Annotated in this window: 18 protein-coding genes and 2 riboswitches; of the genes, 5 read left to right on the forward strand and 13 right to left on the reverse strand. The window is 63.6% G+C overall.

What is annotated here, in order from left to right; all coding sequences use genetic code 11:
- The first annotated feature begins 164 nt into the window (after positions 1–164).
- Positions 165–770, forward strand: coding sequence for a PilZ domain-containing protein (locus tag F1002_RS08545; protein WP_150428587.1), 606 nt, complete (start codon positions 165–167; stop codon positions 768–770).
- Positions 771–839: 69 nt separating this feature from the next.
- Here the strand turns inward: F1002_RS08545 and F1002_RS08550 are convergent, their stop codons facing one another.
- From F1002_RS08550 to F1002_RS21200, 10 genes are all read right to left on the reverse strand, one after another.
- Positions 840–2,930 (reverse strand): diguanylate cyclase, encoded by a 2,091-nt coding sequence (locus tag F1002_RS08550; protein ID WP_150428588.1) that lies wholly within the window; start codon positions 2,928–2,930, stop codon positions 840–842.
- Positions 2,927–3,874 (reverse strand): ABC transporter substrate-binding protein, encoded by a 948-nt coding sequence (locus F1002_RS08555; protein WP_150428589.1) that lies wholly within the window; start codon positions 3,872–3,874, stop codon positions 2,927–2,929. Before F1002_RS08555 ends, F1002_RS08550 begins: the two co-directional genes overlap by 4 nt.
- 1 nt (position 3,875) lies before the next feature.
- Complete coding sequence (locus tag F1002_RS08560; RefSeq protein ID WP_150428590.1) at positions 3,876–4,466, reverse strand: SCO family protein; 591 nt, start codon at positions 4,464–4,466, stop codon at positions 3,876–3,878.
- Positions 4,463–4,801, reverse strand: a complete 339-nt coding sequence (locus tag F1002_RS08565) for a hypothetical protein (RefSeq protein ID WP_150428591.1) — start codon at positions 4,799–4,801, stop codon at positions 4,463–4,465. Before F1002_RS08565 ends, F1002_RS08560 begins: the two co-directional genes overlap by 4 nt.
- A gap of 57 nt (positions 4,802–4,858) precedes the next feature.
- Positions 4,859–5,650 (reverse strand): cobalamin-binding protein, encoded by a 792-nt coding sequence (locus tag F1002_RS08570; RefSeq protein WP_150428592.1) that lies wholly within the window; start codon positions 5,648–5,650, stop codon positions 4,859–4,861.
- Between the two features lie 3 nt (positions 5,651–5,653).
- Positions 5,654–6,544 (reverse strand): cobalamin-binding protein, encoded by an 891-nt coding sequence (locus F1002_RS08575; RefSeq protein WP_223879505.1) that lies wholly within the window; start codon positions 6,542–6,544, stop codon positions 5,654–5,656.
- Complete coding sequence (gene cobD, locus F1002_RS08580) at positions 6,541–7,533, reverse strand: threonine-phosphate decarboxylase CobD (protein WP_150428594.1); 993 nt, start codon at positions 7,531–7,533, stop codon at positions 6,541–6,543. Before cobD ends, F1002_RS08575 begins: the two co-directional genes overlap by 4 nt.
- Positions 7,526–8,434 carry an adenosylcobinamide-phosphate synthase CbiB gene (gene cbiB, locus F1002_RS08585; protein WP_150428663.1) on the reverse strand — a complete coding sequence of 303 codons (909 nt, stop codon included), beginning with the start codon at positions 8,432–8,434 and terminating at the stop codon, positions 7,526–7,528. Before cbiB ends, cobD begins: the two co-directional genes overlap by 8 nt.
- Positions 8,434–9,180, reverse strand: a complete 747-nt coding sequence (bluB, locus tag F1002_RS08590) for a 5,6-dimethylbenzimidazole synthase (protein ID WP_150428595.1) — start codon at positions 9,178–9,180, stop codon at positions 8,434–8,436. The genes cbiB and bluB overlap by 1 nt, the downstream gene beginning before the upstream one ends.
- Before the next feature lie 40 nt (positions 9,181–9,220).
- A riboswitch (cobalamin riboswitch) is annotated at positions 9,221–9,406 on the reverse strand.
- Between the two features lie 39 nt (positions 9,407–9,445).
- On the reverse strand, positions 9,446–10,306 hold the full coding sequence (locus tag F1002_RS21200) for an ACT domain-containing protein (protein WP_223879506.1): 861 nt from the start codon (positions 10,304–10,306) through the stop codon (positions 9,446–9,448).
- 159 nt (positions 10,307–10,465) lie between these two features.
- Between F1002_RS21200 and F1002_RS08605 the strand changes: the two genes are divergently transcribed.
- Positions 10,466–11,929 (forward strand): cobyric acid synthase, encoded by a 1,464-nt coding sequence (locus tag F1002_RS08605; protein WP_150428596.1) that lies wholly within the window; start codon positions 10,466–10,468, stop codon positions 11,927–11,929.
- 13 nt (positions 11,930–11,942) lie between these two features.
- Here F1002_RS08605 and F1002_RS08610 read toward each other — a convergent pair whose 3' ends face one another.
- The 3 genes from F1002_RS08610 to cobU all read right to left on the reverse strand — a co-directional run bounded on the left by F1002_RS08610 (position 11,943) and on the right by cobU (position 14,559).
- The gene (locus F1002_RS08610; protein WP_150428597.1) at positions 11,943–13,292 is read right to left on the reverse strand and encodes a response regulator; all 1,350 of its coding nucleotides are present in this window, start codon (positions 13,290–13,292) and stop codon (positions 11,943–11,945) included.
- Positions 13,289–13,897 (reverse strand): sensor histidine kinase KdpD, encoded by a 609-nt coding sequence (locus F1002_RS08615; protein WP_150428598.1) that lies wholly within the window; start codon positions 13,895–13,897, stop codon positions 13,289–13,291. Before F1002_RS08615 ends, F1002_RS08610 begins: the two co-directional genes overlap by 4 nt.
- A gap of 110 nt (positions 13,898–14,007) precedes the next feature.
- Positions 14,008–14,559, reverse strand: a complete 552-nt coding sequence (cobU, locus tag F1002_RS08620) for a bifunctional adenosylcobinamide kinase/adenosylcobinamide-phosphate guanylyltransferase (RefSeq protein ID WP_150428599.1) — start codon at positions 14,557–14,559, stop codon at positions 14,008–14,010.
- A gap of 37 nt (positions 14,560–14,596) precedes the next feature.
- A riboswitch (cobalamin riboswitch) is annotated at positions 14,597–14,785 on the forward strand.
- 73 nt (positions 14,786–14,858) lie between these two features.
- Between cobU and cobT the strand changes: the two genes are divergently transcribed.
- The 3 genes from cobT to F1002_RS08635 all read left to right on the forward strand — a co-directional run bounded on the left by cobT (position 14,859) and on the right by F1002_RS08635 (position 17,550).
- Positions 14,859–15,920: a nicotinate-nucleotide--dimethylbenzimidazole phosphoribosyltransferase gene (gene cobT, locus F1002_RS08625; RefSeq protein ID WP_150428600.1), complete on the forward strand. Its 1,062-nt coding sequence runs from the start codon at positions 14,859–14,861 to the stop codon at positions 15,918–15,920.
- A gap of 40 nt (positions 15,921–15,960) precedes the next feature.
- A complete protein-coding gene (locus F1002_RS08630) occupies positions 15,961–16,731 on the forward strand; it encodes an adenosylcobinamide-GDP ribazoletransferase (RefSeq protein WP_150428601.1) in 771 nt (256 codons plus the stop codon).
- A gap of 180 nt (positions 16,732–16,911) precedes the next feature.
- Positions 16,912–17,550, forward strand: a complete 639-nt coding sequence (locus F1002_RS08635) for a hypothetical protein (protein WP_150428602.1) — start codon at positions 16,912–16,914, stop codon at positions 17,548–17,550.
- The last annotated feature ends 28 nt before the right edge of the window (positions 17,551–17,578 follow it).

Below are 17,578 nucleotides of genomic sequence, written 5' to 3' on the forward strand. Positions count from 1 at the left end.
GCCCGCAATCAGAGCTCAAATCGGCGCGGCCGAACTCGCGTCCAGCGTTCTTGGACGATACCGACGGTGCATCGAAATGTCAATGAAACGAGGCGCTTAAGGCGTTTCGAATAGTCAAGTTTTGTTAGAATTCCTCGCTTAAATCCTTGGAAAGAATCTGGCTCATGTTGGATCAACGAAGGCATCAGCGCATTCGCTTCGGTACGCCACAGACGATCAGTATCGGTTTTGGCGGGCAGGCAGGTAAGGGGGTGATCGAGAATCTCTCCCTGTCAGGATTGATGCTGCGGACGCCGATGCCGCTTGAGATTGCCCACAACATAGGGTGCGAGTTCAGCGTTTTCGATTCACCCGTGATTGATGTCCCGGCGGTGGTGGTCAGCCGCGTGTGTGATCTCTACGGGGTGCGTTTCCAGCAGGGGCCGATCAGCCAGATCGTGATCGAGGACGCGATCAATGCGGCGCTGGCCAGCGGCAAGGCTTCCATCCTGTCTGTCCACGAGTTGGGCAGGTGCAAGACGATGCGGATTACCGGCGGATTATCCGCTGTCTTGCGCAGCGATTTCATGCATGCCCTGACCCGGATGGGGGTCGATGAAATCGACTTGGAGGGTGTGACAGCAGTGGAGCAGGCAGGCCTGGCGCTGTGCCTGGTCGCCACCAAACGTCACGGCGTAACCTTGGGCGCGCAATCAGTCTGTTTTGCCGAGGCTTGGGCACAGGCGATGGCTGCACCCGGCAGTATCGAGCGATTGGAAGTCGACGGGTAAGCGAACCTCGCGGGGCGCAGTAGCCTGCACCTCGTTCTCTGACCTGCCGCTGCGGCAGGGACGTTTCGGTCAGGCGGAGCGCATGACCGCGCCTTCGAACCAGACATCGAACGGCTCGTTGGGGGCGATCGCCTTGCCCTGCGCATAGTCGATTCCCAGGTCGCGCAATTGATCCAGCGTTTCCAGATCGTCGACGTCTTCGGCGATCGAGCGTATATGCTGGTCGGCCGTGATTTCCTGTACCGCCCGCAGGAGAGCCGTGGAGGCGCGGCTGCCGCCCAGGTCGCGGGTCAGGCTACGGCTGAGTTTCACGTAACCGGGGTAGATGCTGCGCAGGTGACTGAAAGAGGAGAGTCCGCCACCAAAGTCTTCAAGACCGATCTGGCAGCGCAGACTCTTCATTTGACGGGAGAATTCGATGGCCTGGCTGGTCTGGTGGGTCAGGATGTCTTCGGAGAATACAAAGCACAGCCGGTCTCCGGACAGATTGTGGGTTGTCAGGCTATGCGCAATGTAATCGATGGTTTCGCGGCTGCTGATCGAGCTGCGGGACAAGGGTACCAGGCAGTACAGCGAACGCTGTTGCAGCCTTGCCCGCGCAAGGGCGGCGACGGCGCAGTCGATCAGGCGTCGATCGATGGCGGGCGCCAGGTCGTAGCGTTCGGCTGCATCGATCAATGCGGCCAGGGTCACTGGAGGTTGTCCGGGCTCGTTGAGGCGGGCCGTCAGAGCAACGGTATGGCCGCCCATGGAAACCTGCAGGGAACGCAGGGGAATGGCTTCGATCAGCAGGCGATCTTCGGACAGGGCAATGGCGATCCGGCTTGCCCAATTGCTGTTTTCCTGCCGGCGATCCTGTGCTTGGACAACCTCCTGCTCGCAAACCCGGTTGCGGCCGCTTTCCTTGGCCCGGTGGCAGGCGGCATCGCCTGCAGCGAGGATCTCGTTGATATTCCGGACCTTGCGGGTGACTGTCGTGACGCCGATGCTGGCTCCGATGGCGAAGACCTTGTCCTGCCAGATGAAACGGTAGGCAGAAGCCAGTCCGCACAGATCCTCGGCGACCTGCCGTGCCCGGGCGCCCGTGCAGTTGGCCAGAATGATGCTGAATTCGTCGCCGCCGAGCCGGGCGAGCGTATCGTCCTCGCGCAGGCGCCCCTGGAACAGCAGGGCAATCTGGCGCAACAATTCGTCGCCGGCGAGATAGCCGCAGGTGTCGTTCACCTGTTTGAAGCGGTCCAGGTCGGCGAAGATGACCGAGAACTCCTCGTCGCCGGCCTGAACGCTGGCCAGTGCCTTTTCCAGGCGGTGTTCGAATTCGCGCCGGTTGAGCAGGCCGGTTAGCGCGTCATGACGGGCCTGGAAGGCGAGTTGCGCGGTCGCCTCCTCGATACGCGCCTGCATTGACAGGTGGACTTCCTCGATGCGCGAGGCCATCTGGTTGAAGCCGTTTTCAAGGACGCCGAGTTCGCCGCTGGAGGTGGTGGGAACGCGCGTTTCCAGCTTGCCCGACGACATGCCGTTGACGGCCTGGACCAGGCGCATGACCGGACGGGCCAGATTGTCGGCCATGGTAATGGCGAGCGCAGCCAGCACCAGCATGCCGAAAAGGACGATCATCAGCCCGCGCATGACCAGTTCGCGTTGCTTGTCGGCGAGTTCCGTCTTGTCGAGTTCGACAAAAATATAGCCGATGATCTCGGGCGTCGAAGATTTCCCGGTGTTCGATGGCGGGTCGAAGAACAGGTCGGTATCGGTGGTCGAGCGCTTGACCGGGGCACCGAACGCGATCCAGTGGTCGGTTTCGGCAACCAGCCGGGGTTCGCCCAGGGCATTGCGGAGTTCCTCGGCCGACAGGGATACCCGCCCGCTGACGGCGATGGTCCGGCCCTTCTGATTGACGACAACGGCGGCCTTGACTCCCGACTCCTGGACGGTGGCCTGGGCGAGTCCGTGCAGGCTCTCGACCTGCCCGGCAATGATCCCGTATTCACTGATCGGCGCCAGATAGCGGACGGTCGCCAGCCCCTTGAGGCGAAGCTCACCTTCGAGGGTGCTGATGCCGCTCAGGGTGAAATAGGCGACCAGCGCGACGGCGATCAGCGCGCTCGGGAGCAAGGTCAGGAAAAGCAATCGATGACGCAGGGTCAGGTGGTTCATCGCGACTCCCTGTCGGCGTTCATGGCACGCCGGATGGCAGCTTCGTCGGGGATTTTCAGACCGAGCGACTGTGCAACATTGGCATTGATCGCTACGGCGAACTGGTTCGGCCCGCTCGGGGGCGGGAGATTGCTTCCGTTGGTGAGGATCAAGTCCGCGGTCTGACGAGCAATTTGCGTCGGCGTGGTGTGCAGTGCGGCCAGCGCGCCCGCGGTGACGAAGGCAGGCGAATAACCGATCACCGGGCGTTGCTGGCGGAAGGCGGTAATCAGTATGGCCTTGATGTTGTTGCGTCGATAGATGGTGTTGTCCGGTATGGCAACCAATGCAGCAGAACGTTCCAGGATTGAATTGAGTGCCGGGAGCAAGGCACGGTCAGTATCCGCATCTTCGACATCGAGGTTGAGCCCGGCGGTACCGAAGGCTTGCCTGAACTGGGGGAGCATCGCGCGGCTTTCGGTACTGACCAGCATCCCGAAGCGTTTCTGGTCCGGGAATAGGTGGCGAAGAAAGGCAGCCTGGCGGGCTGCCGGTTGATCGAGGAATATCGCCGTGATGCGGCCGGGCCGCCGATTTTCAGCCAGAATCCGTTCGTAGCTTTGACGAGGCAGTAGGGTGGCGACGATCGGCGGGCTGTCGCTGCGACCAAGCGCTTTACGCAAGGCATCGCTGCCGGCGGTGACGACAATATCGGACGGTGGGGGCAGGCCGGAATCAGCCTGGGTTGTTGAATTGATGTTCCAGGTCGAGCCGCTCAGTGCATCGTCGAGGATGTTGGCAAATTCCCCATAGGCGCCGCCGCTTTCGCTAAGAATGAGCGCAATGCTGCCACCCCAGGCTTGGGTGGACAAGGAAAGCAGGAAAAAGAGGAAAAATGACGCCAGCTTGCGCATTTGTAAAATATCGCATGCCCGGTATGCCAAAGCAATGAGGGATTTCGGCAAGTCAGCGATTATTTAACAGTTCGCCCAGTTGTTTCGTGACTTCAGGAACGGGCGTCGAGAAGGCAAATTTCTTGATGAACTCACCCTGGGGGCCAAGCAGGATCATGCCGGCGGAGTGATCGACGGCATAGCGGCCGGGATCGCCACCGGGTTCGCGGACCTTGGCGTAGCGAATCTTGAAATTGTCGGCAGCGCGGCGAACCAGGGCGGGAGAACCGGTCAGGCCGAGAATGCGCGGATCGAAAAATTCGGTGTAGGTCTTCAGGACCTGGCCGCTATCGCGTTCCGGGTCGACGGAGATGAAAATCGCCTGAAAGCGGTCGGCTTGCTTGCCCAGCTGCTTCAGGATTTCGGCCATTTCGACCAGCGTGGTCGGGCAGACATCGGGGCAATAGGTGTAGCCGAACGAGATCAGCTGGAAGCGGCCGCGAAAGTCCTCGCTGGAGACGCTGCGACCATTTGGGTCCTGTAGCAGGTAGCGCGGGTTGATGCCGTTGTTTTCGCCGCGCAGCAGCTCCAGGCTATGGTTGGCCTGGGCCGTCGCCGGGCCGGCTACCAGCAGCGCGAGGCAAAGGATACCCAGACGGATCATTGGGCTTTCGGAAAGGCAGCCTGCAGGCGTTTTTCGCCGGCGGCGATCCGGCTGGCCAGCGTGGCGCCATCCGGGCACGGGGTCTTGCCCTTGCCTTGCTCGAGGTAGGCGGCATTGGTGGCATTTTCGAACGTCTCGCCAATGTCGCGTGTTTTGGGCGCGGTCGTGACGATGGCGTTGCGGGCACGGGTGACCAGGGCCGGCTGCTGGCAGGCGAGGGCGATACCGTTCAGTTGGCCGAGTTCGGTAACGGCGGCCGAGCCTTGATCGGCGGCATGCCCCGGGATGCACGGGAGAGCCAGGGACAGGAACAGCAGCGGGGCAACGATCTTCATGGGTTATCTCCTCAAGTCTGGTCGCCGATTATAGGCGCTCGGCCGAGGCCGACCTTTTCACAGATCAAAAATGTCGAGCAGCGCGGGGAGTCCTTCGCTGATGGCGACCGGTCCGGGGGTCAGGATGACGGCCGACTTGATCTCGTGCATCCGGCCGTCGCGAACCGCCGGGATGTTTTCCCAACCCGGGCGGGCAGCAACCCGTTCGGGGCGGAAATGCTTGCCGCACCACGAGCCGACGATGATGTCCGGGGCTGCGGCGACCACCTGTTCCGATGTCGGCCGGCGATCCTTGGCCAGCGGGGAGCGGGCCTGTTCGGCAAAGACATCCTCGCCGCCGGCGATGTCGATCAGCTCGGAGGCCCAGCGGATACCGCTGATCAGCGGTTCATCCCATTCCTCGAAATAGACGCGCGGCTTGCGCCCTGTCCGTGCCAGGCGTTCGGCGGCGATGTGTCGGGTTTTCGCAATCTCGGCTTCCAGTTCGGCGACGATGGCCAGCGCCCTGGCCTCGGCGCCGACCAGACGGCCGACGGTTTCGATCATGGCCAGAATGTCGTCAACGCTGCGCATGTTGAGGGCGTAGACCGGAATGCCGGCCTTGATCAGATCGCGCGAAATCTCGCTCTGCAGGTCCGAGAAGGTGAGCACCAGATCGGGCTGGGTAGCGAGGATCTTCTCGACGTCGCCGCTGGTGAAGGCGAAGACCTTGGGCTTTTCCTTGCGTGCTTGCGGCGGTCGGACGGTGTAGCCGGAGATGCCGACGATGCGGTCCTGCTCGCCGAGGGCGTAGAGGACTTCGACCGTTTCGGTGGTCAGGCAGACGATGCGTTGGGGCAGGCGGGGCATTTTTTACTTGGTGGGGCGATGGCTTCTTGCGACATCGAGATGCGCGCAAAGTTTCTCGGCGCCCTCGAGAATGCGTGGCGTGTGCCGCTGCATGATGTCGGGGTTGATGTGGAACAGGTTGTTGCGTTTGACGGCGGTCATCTTGGTCCATTTGTCCCAGTCGTGCAGCCATTCCGGCTTGGAGTCGCCCATGCCGGTGGCGACGATGGCTTCCGGGTCGGCTTCGAGTACCGCCTCAATGCTGACGGTCGGCGCCATCTTGCCGAGATGGCCGAAGACGTTTTCCCCTCCGCACAACTTGATGGCATCGCTGATGATCTGCTGGCCGCCGACGGTCATCAGCGGCGTTTTCCATATCTGGTAGAAAACGCGAACCTTGGGCTTGTTGGCATTGGCTTTGCGCAAACCATCCAGTCTTTGGCGAAAACTTTCGGCCGCCGGTTTGGCGACGCCCTCGGTGCCGGCCAGCTGGCCGAGGCGTTCGAGCTGGTCGGCGACGTTGTCCATCCTGTTCGGCTGCGACACATAGACGGTCAGGCCAAGCGCCTTCAGTTTATTGATCTGTGGCATGTTATTGCCGCTTTCCCAGGCCAGTACGAGATCGGGTTTCAGGGCGGCGACGGCTTCGAGATCGATGCGCGAATAGCCGCCGACGCGGGCTACTTTCTTGGCTTCCGGCGGATAGTCGCTGTAATCGACGGTGCCCACCAACTTGTCCCCGGCGCCCGCCGCATAGAGGCTTTCGGCAATATGCGGGGCGAGGGCGACGATGCGCCTGGCGGGGGTCTTGAGACGGATTTCCTGGCCGGTATCGTCCTTGAAGGCCAGGTCGGCGTGAGCCAGGCCAGCCAGGGCAAGGCCCGAGAGCAAGATCGCAAACCGGTTGGTTCTCATGCGGGGTTCCATTCGTTCAGGGCATCGGAGAGCCGCTGCCATTCGGCGGCATTGCCGGGCAGGCCGAAGCGCAGCAGGGGATGCTGGTCGAAGCGGCGGGTCAGGATGGCGCGGCGGGCAAGGTGCTCGTGGAGTTCGCCGACGCGGGCCGAATTGAGGGTGGCGAACAATGACGTGGCCTTGACTTCGCCGAGCTGTGACAGCAATCCCTGCAGGCGGGTAGCCTCTGCCTCCAGGCGGCTGCGGGTGGCGTTCTGCCATGCCGTATCGAGCAGCGCCAAGCGGGCTACCTCACGGGATGGGCCGGGGATCGTCCAGGGCCCCATGGCCTCCTGCATGCGGTGCAGCAACTCGGGGGCGGCGAACACGAAGCCGACCCGCGCCCCGGCCAGGCCGAAGAACTTGCCGAGCGAGCGGAAGACGACGAGATTGGGCGCCTCGTCGGTGCCGGCCAGCGGGGTCAGGCTCAGTTCGGGCGTGGCATCGATGAACGCTTCGTCGACGATCAGCCAGCCGCCGCGTTTTTTCAGCTGCCGGGCGGCGTCGATCACCGCCTCGTACGGGTGACGGTCGGCGGTCGGGTTGTTCGGGTTGCACAACAGGATGTAGGGCGTGATCGCCGCCAGCGCACGCGGCAGGGTGGCATTCTGCAGGAAGCGGATCTTGTGGCCGGCCTGCTGCCAGGCATGCGGATGCTCGGCATAGATGGGCGCGATGCAGGCCACCGCCGCCTTGGGGAGCAGGCTCGGGAGGCACTGGATGCCGGCCTGGGAGCCGGCGACCGGCAGCAGGTTGGAATTGCCGTAATAGGCTGCCGCTGCCGACTCCAGGCCGTCGCCGGCTTCCGGCAGGCGTTGCCAGACCGATGTCGGCAACGCCGGGACCGGCCAGGCCTCCGGATTGATGCCGGTGGACAGGTCCAGCCAGCGGTCGAGCGGGATATCGTAGTGCGCTGCGGCTGCGCGCAGGCGGCCACCGTGTTCAAGCATGCAGGAATCCAATCACGAAAAGGACGGCCAGCCAGAGCCACTGGCTGTGCCGGATCAGGGCGATCGCCCGGTCGAGGTCGGCTGCCACCGGCGCGGGGCCGCAGCCGAGCGGCGGACGGATTTCTTCCTGCCCGTGGTAGATCGCGGCGCCGCCGAGCCGAACGCCCAGACTGCCGGCTCCGGCCGACATCACCGGGCCGGCATTGGGGCTTTCCCAGTTGCCGGCCTGGGTGCGCCAGCATTGCACCGCCTGCCGCGTCTGCCCGAGCAGGGCATAGGTCAGCGCCGTCAGGCGGGCGGGCAACCAGTTCAGTGCGTCGTCGAGGCGGGCGGCCGGGCGGCCGAACAGGTTAAAGCGCTCGGTCCGGTAGCCCCACATGGCGTCCAGCGTATTGGCCAGACGGAAAAGCAGAGCGCCGGGGCCGCCGAGCAGGGCGAACCAGAACAGGGCGCCGAAAATGGCGTCGTTGCCATTCTCCAGTACCGATTCCATGCCGGCCTTGGCAACGCCGGATTCGTTGAGCTGCGCCGTGTCCCGCGACACCATCCAGCCGACGCGTTGGCGGGCCTCGTCGAGCCGCCCTTCGCGCAACGGCCGGGCGACGGCTTCGGCGTGTTCGGCCAGGCTGCGCGAACCGAGGGCGAAATAGAGCAGTGCGACATCGATGGCGAACGGGGCGAAGGGCCGCAAGGCGAACGCCAGGGCGACGAAGGGAAGCACGACCAGCGTCCAGGCCAGCAGGCCGGCCGGCAGGTTGCGCCGGTTGAGGAGCTTTTCGACGCGCCCGGCCAGGTTGCCGAAGCCGATCAGCGGATGAAAGCGGCGCGGCTCGCCGAGCAGACGGTCGAGTACTGCCGCTGCCAGCGCGGCGGCCGGCATGGCGAGCGCACCATCCGGCATCATTTCGGGAAAATGCCCCGTTGCTGGATATCGTCCTGCATGGTTTCGAGCGTGCTGGTCAGGGATTCGCGGCGGCTGGCGTCGGCCTGGCCCCACTGATCGTAATAGAGCAGGTCGGCGATGGGCAGGCGGGGCAGCCAGCCGGCCTTTTCCAGTTCCGGCTTGTCGTGGAAATGGCTGACGTAGCCGATGCACAGGTAGGCGATGGGTACGATGTCGGCCGGTATGCCCAGCGCCACTTGCAGTTCCGGCTGGTTGAAGATGCTCACCCAGCCGACGCCGAGGCCTTCGGCGCGGGCCGCCAGCCACAGGTTCTGCACGGCGCACACACTGCTGTACAGGTCCATCGTCTTGATATGGGTGCGGCCGACGACGACCGGGCCGGTGCGCTCGCGATCACAGGTGATGCACAGGTTGACCGGCGCCTCGACGATGCCTTCCAGTTTGAGCTTGCTGTAGGTTTCGCGCTTGCCTTCCGGGAACATCATGGTCGCTTCGGCATGGGCCTTGGCGAAGACGTCGCGCACCCGCTGCTTGACCTCGGGCGAACGGACGAGCAGGAAGTTCCACGGCTGCATGAAGCCGACCGAGGGCGCGTGGTGCGCGGCCAGCATGACGCGGGCGAGCACTTCGTCCGGCACCGGGTCGGGCAGGAACTGGCCGCGTACGTCGCGGCGGTTGAAGATGGTGCGATAGACGGCGGCGCGCTCGGCCTCCGAAAAGGCATGATCGATCGGATTTTCCATGAATTCCCCTTGTGGAAAAACGATGGCTGCCTGTCCATGCAGCCCGGTTTCGTCTCCCGGCCGGTCTTCTGACTTGGATTCACCCGTTGCCGCGCCTTCCCGGTAAAAACCAGTGGCCGCCTGCGGCGAACGTCCTCCTTACAGCGTTGGGCACGTGGCGGAATCGCACCGCCTTCCCGATTCTCCGCCTGCATGAACAAGCGGCACCGAGAGACCTGAAGTGCGAAGGATAACAGGTGGAGGCGGGGTAGCGCGACGGGCAGTCTTACGACAGCTCGAGGGCGAGGAAGGCGGTGCCGGGAACGGGGTTGTCGCTGACCGGCGGTGCCGGCACGAAACCGAGCGTTTCATACAACTGCCGTGCGGCGGCGAATTCGGGCAGCACGTCGAGACACATCGTCGAGTAAGCCGCCTGCCGGGCTTCCCGGATCATCCGTTCGACCAGCATCCGGCCGATGTGCCGACCACGGGCGGAAGGGCGGACATAGACCCGCTTCAACTCGCAGCGCAGGCCATCCACCCGGCGCAGCGCGGCACAACCGACGACTGCGCCATCGAGCCAGGCGAGGAGGATGCGGCCATCCGGTTCGGCGTATTTTCCGGGCAAATCCGCGAATTCCGCTTCGTAGTTCTGGTAAGCCAGGCTGACCGTCGGGCTGGCGACATATTCCCGAAAAATGGCGATTACCGCCTCGAGGTCGGCCGGTATGCCGGCCGGGCGGATCGAAAAGCCCTGCTGCAGCAAGTTCAGTGCGGCCAGCGCCTGCGCGCCGCGCTCGACCGGAACGAAGAGATGATCATGGAAGGCGCCGGCGATCACGTTGCAGCTGATGTCAGCCTCCCCCAGCGCACCGGCGAAGGCTGCGGTCAGGCCGACCGCGTGGAGATCCGAATGAACCCTCAGGGTGATCCATGCCGCGCGAAACAGCACGGCCAGCCCGGCTGCGATAGCCTGGTCTTCAGGCAGGACCAGCGTGATTCCTTCGCTTTCGGCAATCGTCGCCACGGGCTTGAGCCCGGCGGTGTCGCTGCCGTGCGGAACGACGCAGTAGGCATAGGTGCCGGCATGAAGCACGGGTTCCATCGAATGGATCAAGGTGGCAAGGTTCGAGATGCGCGTTGTCATGATGCTCGGTTTGTGGATGGGGCGGCCTGAGCGGGGCGGTGCGCCGCCAGCGATCCGGGAATTCTATCGCCATGCTGCGGTACCCGTGCTTTATCGCGCATCGCCGGTCCAGCCCGCTTCATTTCCGCGATAATCCATGTTTTGTCTCTTCGCCTCGCCATGCTCCGTTCTGCCCTGATGGTCCAGGGGACCACCTCCGATGCCGGCAAGTCCACGCTGGTTGCCGCCCTGTGTCGCATTCTCCAGCGCCGTGGCGTGCGTGTGGCGCCGTTCAAGCCGCAGAACATGGCGCTCAATTCGGCGGTGACCGTCGATGGCGGCGAGATCGGGCGGGCGCAGGCATTGCAGGCGCTGGCCTGCGGCCTGGCGCCGCATACCGATTTCAACCCGGTGCTGCTCAAGCCCACTACCGACAAGAAGGCGCAGGTGGTCATTCACGGCAAGGTGGCCGCCGATCTCAATGCGCGCGACTATCAGGAATACAAGCCACGGGCGATGCAGGCGGTACTCGAATCCTGGGGGCGGCTGACGGCCGCCTATGACTGCGTGCTGGTCGAGGGCGCCGGTTCGCCGGCCGAGATCAACCTGCGGGCCCGCGACATCGCCAACATGGGCTTTGCCGAGGCGGTTGATTGCCCGGTCATCATCGTCGCCGACATCGACCGGGGCGGCGTCTTCGCGCACCTGGTCGGCACGCTCGAACTGCTGTCGCCGTCCGAGCAGAACCGGGTGGTCGGTTTCGTCATCAATCGTTTTCGCGGCGATATCAGCCTGCTCGAATCTGGCCTGAGCTGGCTGGAGGAGCGTACCGGCAAGCCGGTGCTCGGCGTGCTGCCCTACCTGCACGGGCTGATGCTCGACGCCGAGGATGCCATCGCCACGGCGGCCATCGGCGACAAGCGCGAGGCGAAACTGAAGGTCGTTGCGCCGGCTTATCCGCGCACCTCGAACCACAACGATCTCGACCCGCTGCGCCTGCACCCGGAAGTCGATTTCCGCTGGATTGGGCCGGGCGAGACACCGCCGGCGGCCGACCTGATCGTGCTGCCCGGCTCCAAGGCGGTGCGCGCCGATCTCGACTGGTTGCGCGGGCAGGGCTGGGACGGTGCGATCCGCAAGCATCTGCGCTACGGCGGCAAGGTCATCGGCCTGTGCGGTGGCTACCAGATGCTCGGCCGGATGATCCACGACCCGCTCGGCCTGGAGGGGCAGGCTGGCAGCACGCCGGGCCTCGGCGTGCTTGATGTTGAAACCTGGCTGGAAAGCGAGAAGCAGCTGCGCAATGTGAGCGGTCGCCTGGCCTTGCCCGGGAATCCGGCAATGACCGGCTACGAAATCCATCTTGGCGTGACGCGCGGCGCGGGATTGTCCGCAGCGGCGGTTGAACTGGCCGACGGCCGGCAGGACGGCGCCATTTCCGGTGACGGTCAGGTGCTCGGCACCTACTGCCATGGTGTCTTCGACCATCCGCAAGCGCTGACGGCGCTGCTTGCCTGGGCCGGGATGACCGAAACCCGGTCGGTCGATTTTGCGGCCCGGCGCGAGGCCGATCTGGATCGGCTGGCCGATTCGGTCGAAGCGGCGCTGGATTGGCCGAAGCTGGCGGCCTTTCTGCCGCGTTGAGCCATGCTGCCGTTCAGGCGGCGGGCGTATCGTGCTTGATGCGCTTGAGCGCAACCTGCTTCTGGATATTGCGGAAGTCCATCTCGCGGCCGTGCAGGGCGTACAGCTTGCGCGTGGTGCCGAAGGTTTTCTTGGCGTCGTCGGCTTCCATCAGGGTTTCGGCCTGATGGTCGGCCAGCTCGTGGTCGCTTAGCGTCAGTGCGGCGCGCAGGATGTCCAGGCGCGAGGTCGATTCGAGTGTCGCCGACATCAGCGCCGGGCGCAGGCCGGCAAAACGCGGCTTGCCGCGTCCCGGCGAGCTGATTGCCAGCAGCGCGGCGTAGCTGGCCTGCAGATCGAGTGTCAGGTTCTGCAGGTCCGACTCTTTCAGGCCGACCAGCGTTTTTTCCGCCGATATCAGGTCGTTGGCGTTGACCTGGCTGCGCGCCAGGGACAGCCGGTCTTCCGGCTGCACGGCGCCGGGCATGGTGTCGTTGGCGATCACGTCGGCCATCGCGGCGCGCGCCGTTTCGTCGTCGCCGTTCAGCGTGGCGGCTTCGGCGAGCAGGCGCTTGCGCAGGTAGTTGCGCGGGGTTTTCTTGGCCACCTCGTCGAGTACGCGCTGCGCTTCTTCCGCTTCGCCCTGCGCCATGCAGATGTTGGCCTTGAGATCGGCGGCGTCGAAGAAGGTCGGCGTGCTGCTGACCACACGCTCGATCTCCTCGCGCGCCTCGCTGAGCCGTTCCTGCTTGTGCAGGCTGCGTGCCACGCCGGCACGGGCCCAGGGAAATTCGTAGTTGTTGAGGATCGTGCGATAGGTTTCTTCGGCGGTCTTGGCGTCGCCACTCGCCATTTCCGTTTCCGCCTGCTGGCGGAGTATCTCGAAACGATAGGGACGGCCGGCTTCACTGTCGCGCTTCTTGGCGAGCAGGGCCAGCGCCTCGGCGTACTCCTGCTTTCGCTTCGCCTGGTAGTAGTCCTTGAAGAACTCCTTTTTGGCGACGATGCGGTCCAGGCGCAAGAGCAGTTTGTCGGGCGAGAAAGGCTTGATGATGTAGTCGTCCGGTACCAGTTCGACGGCCGAAACGACCTGTTCGTAGGATTGCTCGCCGGTCACCATCATGAAGATGTTTTCGTCGGCGAGCAGGTTGAAGCGACGCAGTTCTTCCAGCAATTGCTGGCCGGAGCGGCCTTCGCCCAGCATGTAGTCGCACAGGATGACGTCCGGCGCATTGTTGCGGATGCGGTAGAGCGCGTCCTGATAGTTGGCGGCGAACTCGACAGAAAAGACACCGATGCTCTGAGCGACCGTGCGCAGCGCATCGCGGGCCGTCGGCATGTCGTCGACGACCAGGAAGCGTTTCTTGGCGTACATGCTGTTCATGGCAGCCACAGGGCAAAGCGGGCGCCACCGAGCGGACCGCCGTTGTCGAGATGCAGGTGGCCATGCTTTCCGTGGCGAGTGTGCAGCGCAGCCAGCGTTTCGGCCAGCTTGAGGCCGGTACCGCCGGCCGGCGGCAGTTCCGCATAGCCGGGGCCGTCGTCTTCAACGCGCAGCAGCAACCCGCCATCGTCCGTTGAAGCACTGAGGCGGACGCAGGTCTTGGCAAACCGCCCGGCATTCTGGACGGCATTGTTGAGAATGTCGGTCAGCAGGTCACGGTCGAGCGGCCATTCGTCGAATGCCTGGCAGTCAACTTCCAGGCCGATCTGCGCGGTCGCGAGGTGATGACGCTGGGCCAGGGCGACCTCGTCGCAAAGATCGCAGACCACGGTCGGAACGATGGCCAATGCCTGGTCGTGGCGCCCGAGTCGATAGGCGATCAGCGTGCGGGACAGGCGCTGGGCAGCAGCTTCGATGGCATAGCGTGCTTCGCCGAGGTCGATGCCGTATCGGGTTTCCGCTTCGATCAGGGTCGATTCGGCCTGGAACAGCTGGTTTTTTGCGTCGTGAATGCCTGACGCCAGGATGTCGAGCAGCTTCTGCATGTCGTTATATCGCCGGTGGCGCTAGTCCCTTTGCGCGCAAGCATACGCCGGCCGGCAGGGGATGGGAACCGCTGCCGGCAGTCGGCTGACCGGCGGTGCGGAAGGCAGTATCAGCGGGGTTTCAGCTGCAACGGCAGGCCGGCAGCGACCAGCGTTACCTGGTCGCAGACGGCGGCGACGCGCTGGTTGAGGCGCCCCTGTTCGTCGGCGAACAGTCGCGAAACAGGATGCATCGGCACGACGCCCCAGCCCACTTCATTGGAAACCAGGATGATGCGGCCCGGCAATTGCGGCAGCATGTCGACCAGGGCGCCGGTCTGGGCGCGGAACAGCGGGCAATCGACAGCCTCACCGGCCTCGGCCTGGGTTGCTGCCTGCCCGGCGAAGAGCAGGTTGGACAGCCACAGCGTCAGGCAATCGACCAGGATGCAGGTATCCGGTGCGGCCAATTCGCGCAGGCGCTCGGTCAGGTGCAGCGTTTCCTCGACGCAGCCCCACTCGGCCGGGCGCCGTTCGCGGTGGTGGGCCACCCGGCGGGCCATTTCGCCATCCAGTGCTTGCGCGGTGGCAAGGTAGATGACCTTGAGTCCGGATTCTTGGGCGCGTTTTTCGGCGAGCAGGCTTTTGCCCGAACGCGCGCCGCCGAGGATCAGTTCTTTCATGGCCGGCATTGTGGGTGAAGGCGGGCAGGGCGGCAACCGCTATAATCCGGCTTCCGACATTACGGAACCCGGTGCGAGCACAGCTCAATTCCGGGGCGGGCCCGCCGCTGTAACCGGGGACTGCCGTTGCATGACGTCACTACGAGGGGAAACAGACCCTCCGGGAAGACGCAACGGACAGGACGATCCGGAAGCCAGAAGACCTGTCGGAACGAGAAGTAGGAAGCCTGTGGACAGGGCTTCGCGGTGGCGTTTGGACAACGTCGCTGCGAGGCCCTTTTTGCTTTTTGGAGAATCGGATGCATTCGTTTGACCACCTGTTCAACATCGTCGCCCCGAACCGCGACATCGACACCGCGCTGCAGCACAAGATCGACCGCAAGACCAAGCCGCTCGGCGCACTCGGCCTGCTCGAAAAAGCGGCCAAAAAAATCGGCCTGATCCAGCAGACGCTGACCCCCAGCCTCAAGAACCCGCAGATGCTGGTTTTCGCCGGCGACCATGGCGCCGCCAAGGCCGGCGTGTCGGCCTATCCGCAGGACGTCACCTGGCAGATGGTCGAGAACTTCCTGGCCGGCGGCGCGGCGATCAACGTGTTCGCCCGCCAGAACGGCTTCGGCCTGTCGGTGGTCGATACCGGCGTGGCGCACGACTTCGGCGGCGAGCGCGAAGGGTTGATCGACCTCAAGATCGCACCGGGCACCGCCAATTACATCGAACAGCCGGCAATGACCGTCGCCCGGTGCGCCCAGGCCATCGAGCAGGGTGCCGGCATTGTCCTCGGACTGGCGGCAGCCGGCTGCAATGTCGTCGCCTTTGGCGAAATGGGCATCGGCAACACCGCCTCTGCCTCGCTGCTCACCCACTGCCTGACCGGCCTGCCGCTCGCCGAATGCGTTGGGCGCGGTACCGGGCTGGACGATGCCGGTCTCGCCCGCAAGCAGGACCTGCTCGAACAGGCCCTGCAGCGCTACCGCAACGGGGGCGGCAACAACGATCCGTTCGCCGTGCTCGCCGAGTTCGGCGGTTTCGAGATCGCTACCATGGTCGGCGCCATGCTGGCCGCCGCAGAAGCGAAGATGGTGCTGCTCATCGACGGCTTCATCGTCGGCTCCGCCGCGCTCGTCGCCTCGCGCCTGGCCCCGGCCCTGCTCGACTACTGCGTCTTCTGCCACCGCTCGGCCGAAGCCGGCCACCGTACGCAACTGCTCGCCATGGGTGCCGAACCGCTGCTCGACCTCGGCCTGCGCCTCGGCGAAGGCACCGGTGCTGCGCTGGCCTACCCGCTGGTTCAGTCGGCCGTGAATTTCCTCAATGACATGGCCAGCTTTGAATCGGCCGGCGTGTCGGACAAGGAATAAGCCGCTTGCCCGAAGGCAAGCGGGAATCGAAGGCTGCAAGATGATCCGTCGCGAACTGGAATACTTCTTCGGCGCCGTCCGCTTCTTCACGCGGCTGCCGGTGCCCGGCTGGGTCGTGCATTCGGCCGAGGCGCTCAACCACTCGGCCCGCTACTTCCCGGCTGTCGGCCTGCTGGTCGGTGGCATCGGCGCGCTGATCTATTGGCTGGCCCTGCACCTGTGGCCGCAGCCTGTCGCCGTCCTGCTGTCGATGGTAGCCACCGTCTATGCCACCGGCGCCTTCCACGAGGACGGTCTGTCGGACACCGCCGACGGCCTCGGCGGCGGCTGGGAGAAACAGCGCATCCTCGACATCATGAAGGACTCGCGCGTCGGCAGCTACGGCGTCGTCGCGCTGGTGATCGCGCTGCTCGGCAAGTTCGTGCTGCTCTCCTCGCTCGACCCGGCGCTGGCCCCCGTCGCCCTGCTCACCGGCCACGCCGTCTCCCGCTTCTGCGCCACTACACTGTTGGTCACGATGGACTACGTCCGTGAAGACGCGCTCAGCAAGGCCAAGCCGCTGGCGACACGGATGTCGGGCGGCAACCTGCTCGTCGCGCTGTGTTTCGCCGCAGCCCCGCTGGTGTTGCTGCCGTGGTGGAAAGCGCTGGCCGCGGTCGTACTGGCTGCGGTGGCGACGCTATGGCTGGCCGGGAAATTCCGGCGTTGGCTGGGCGGTTATACCGGGGATTGTCTGGGGGCAGTGCAGCAGGTGGCGGAGATCGGTTTTTATCTGGGGTTTGTGGTCAATCTGGCTGTTTTTGTGATTTAACTCGGCCAATTTCCTAACCGTCCTCTGGGTACGCCTCAACGTTGAAGTTTCAATGGTCTCCTATGCTTCAACTTCGTTGCGAAGTGTGGAATTCGGAATGCATAATCGATATGCCAATGTGCGTTCGTCTGGTCCTATAAGTAACGAATAGGTCCTTTACTCCACAAGGAGGGTTTTGCAGTGCAATCTATTTTCAAAAATAACGAATTTGCAAATGTGCAAAGATTATTCGTCATTGCAATAGCTTTTCTAGTTAGTGCATGCGGTACGACTTTCAATTCAAGGGGGCAAGTCTATGACGGCCAGAATCAAGTTACCGCTGTCTACGTTTACTCATTTCTTGACCTCCGCGAGGGAGCTCTTGGCGGGCAGTTTCTTGCGGAAGTTAGACGCCAGTTGCCTGACGCACTATTGAAGGAAGGGATTCGGACTAAGCAACTTTGGTTCAACGACTCACCATTGAGAACTCAGTTTTCTTTAGAAGACAAAGGTCCAAACCAAGCAAACACGAGTACCCGAGTTCCAGTTGATGAAGTTGTAATGGCAACCCGCGAAGACGAACGTTCATTTGGTGCTACGCACCGCCTGATAGTGTTTCCTGCTTCGGTAATGATGTCCAACACGGGCTCAAATTTTGACATTCGGTGGACGTTGATTGATTCTCAAACAGATAAGATCAGTTGGTCCACTGCGTCCTTTAGTTCTCATGCCAAGTGGTTTCTTGGTGACGAAAATCCAACCGGGCGGGCCACCGAGTTTGTAAATGGCCTTGTGGCTGAGTTGCGCAAGGCGCGTGTAATCTCGAATCGTGGGGCGTGATCAAGCGGTACGATGGTTTGCATTTTGG

This window comes from Dechloromonas sp. CZR5, from assembly GCF_008711155.1.
In the GTDB taxonomy this organism is placed as follows: Bacteria; Pseudomonadota; Gammaproteobacteria; order Burkholderiales; family Rhodocyclaceae; genus Azonexus.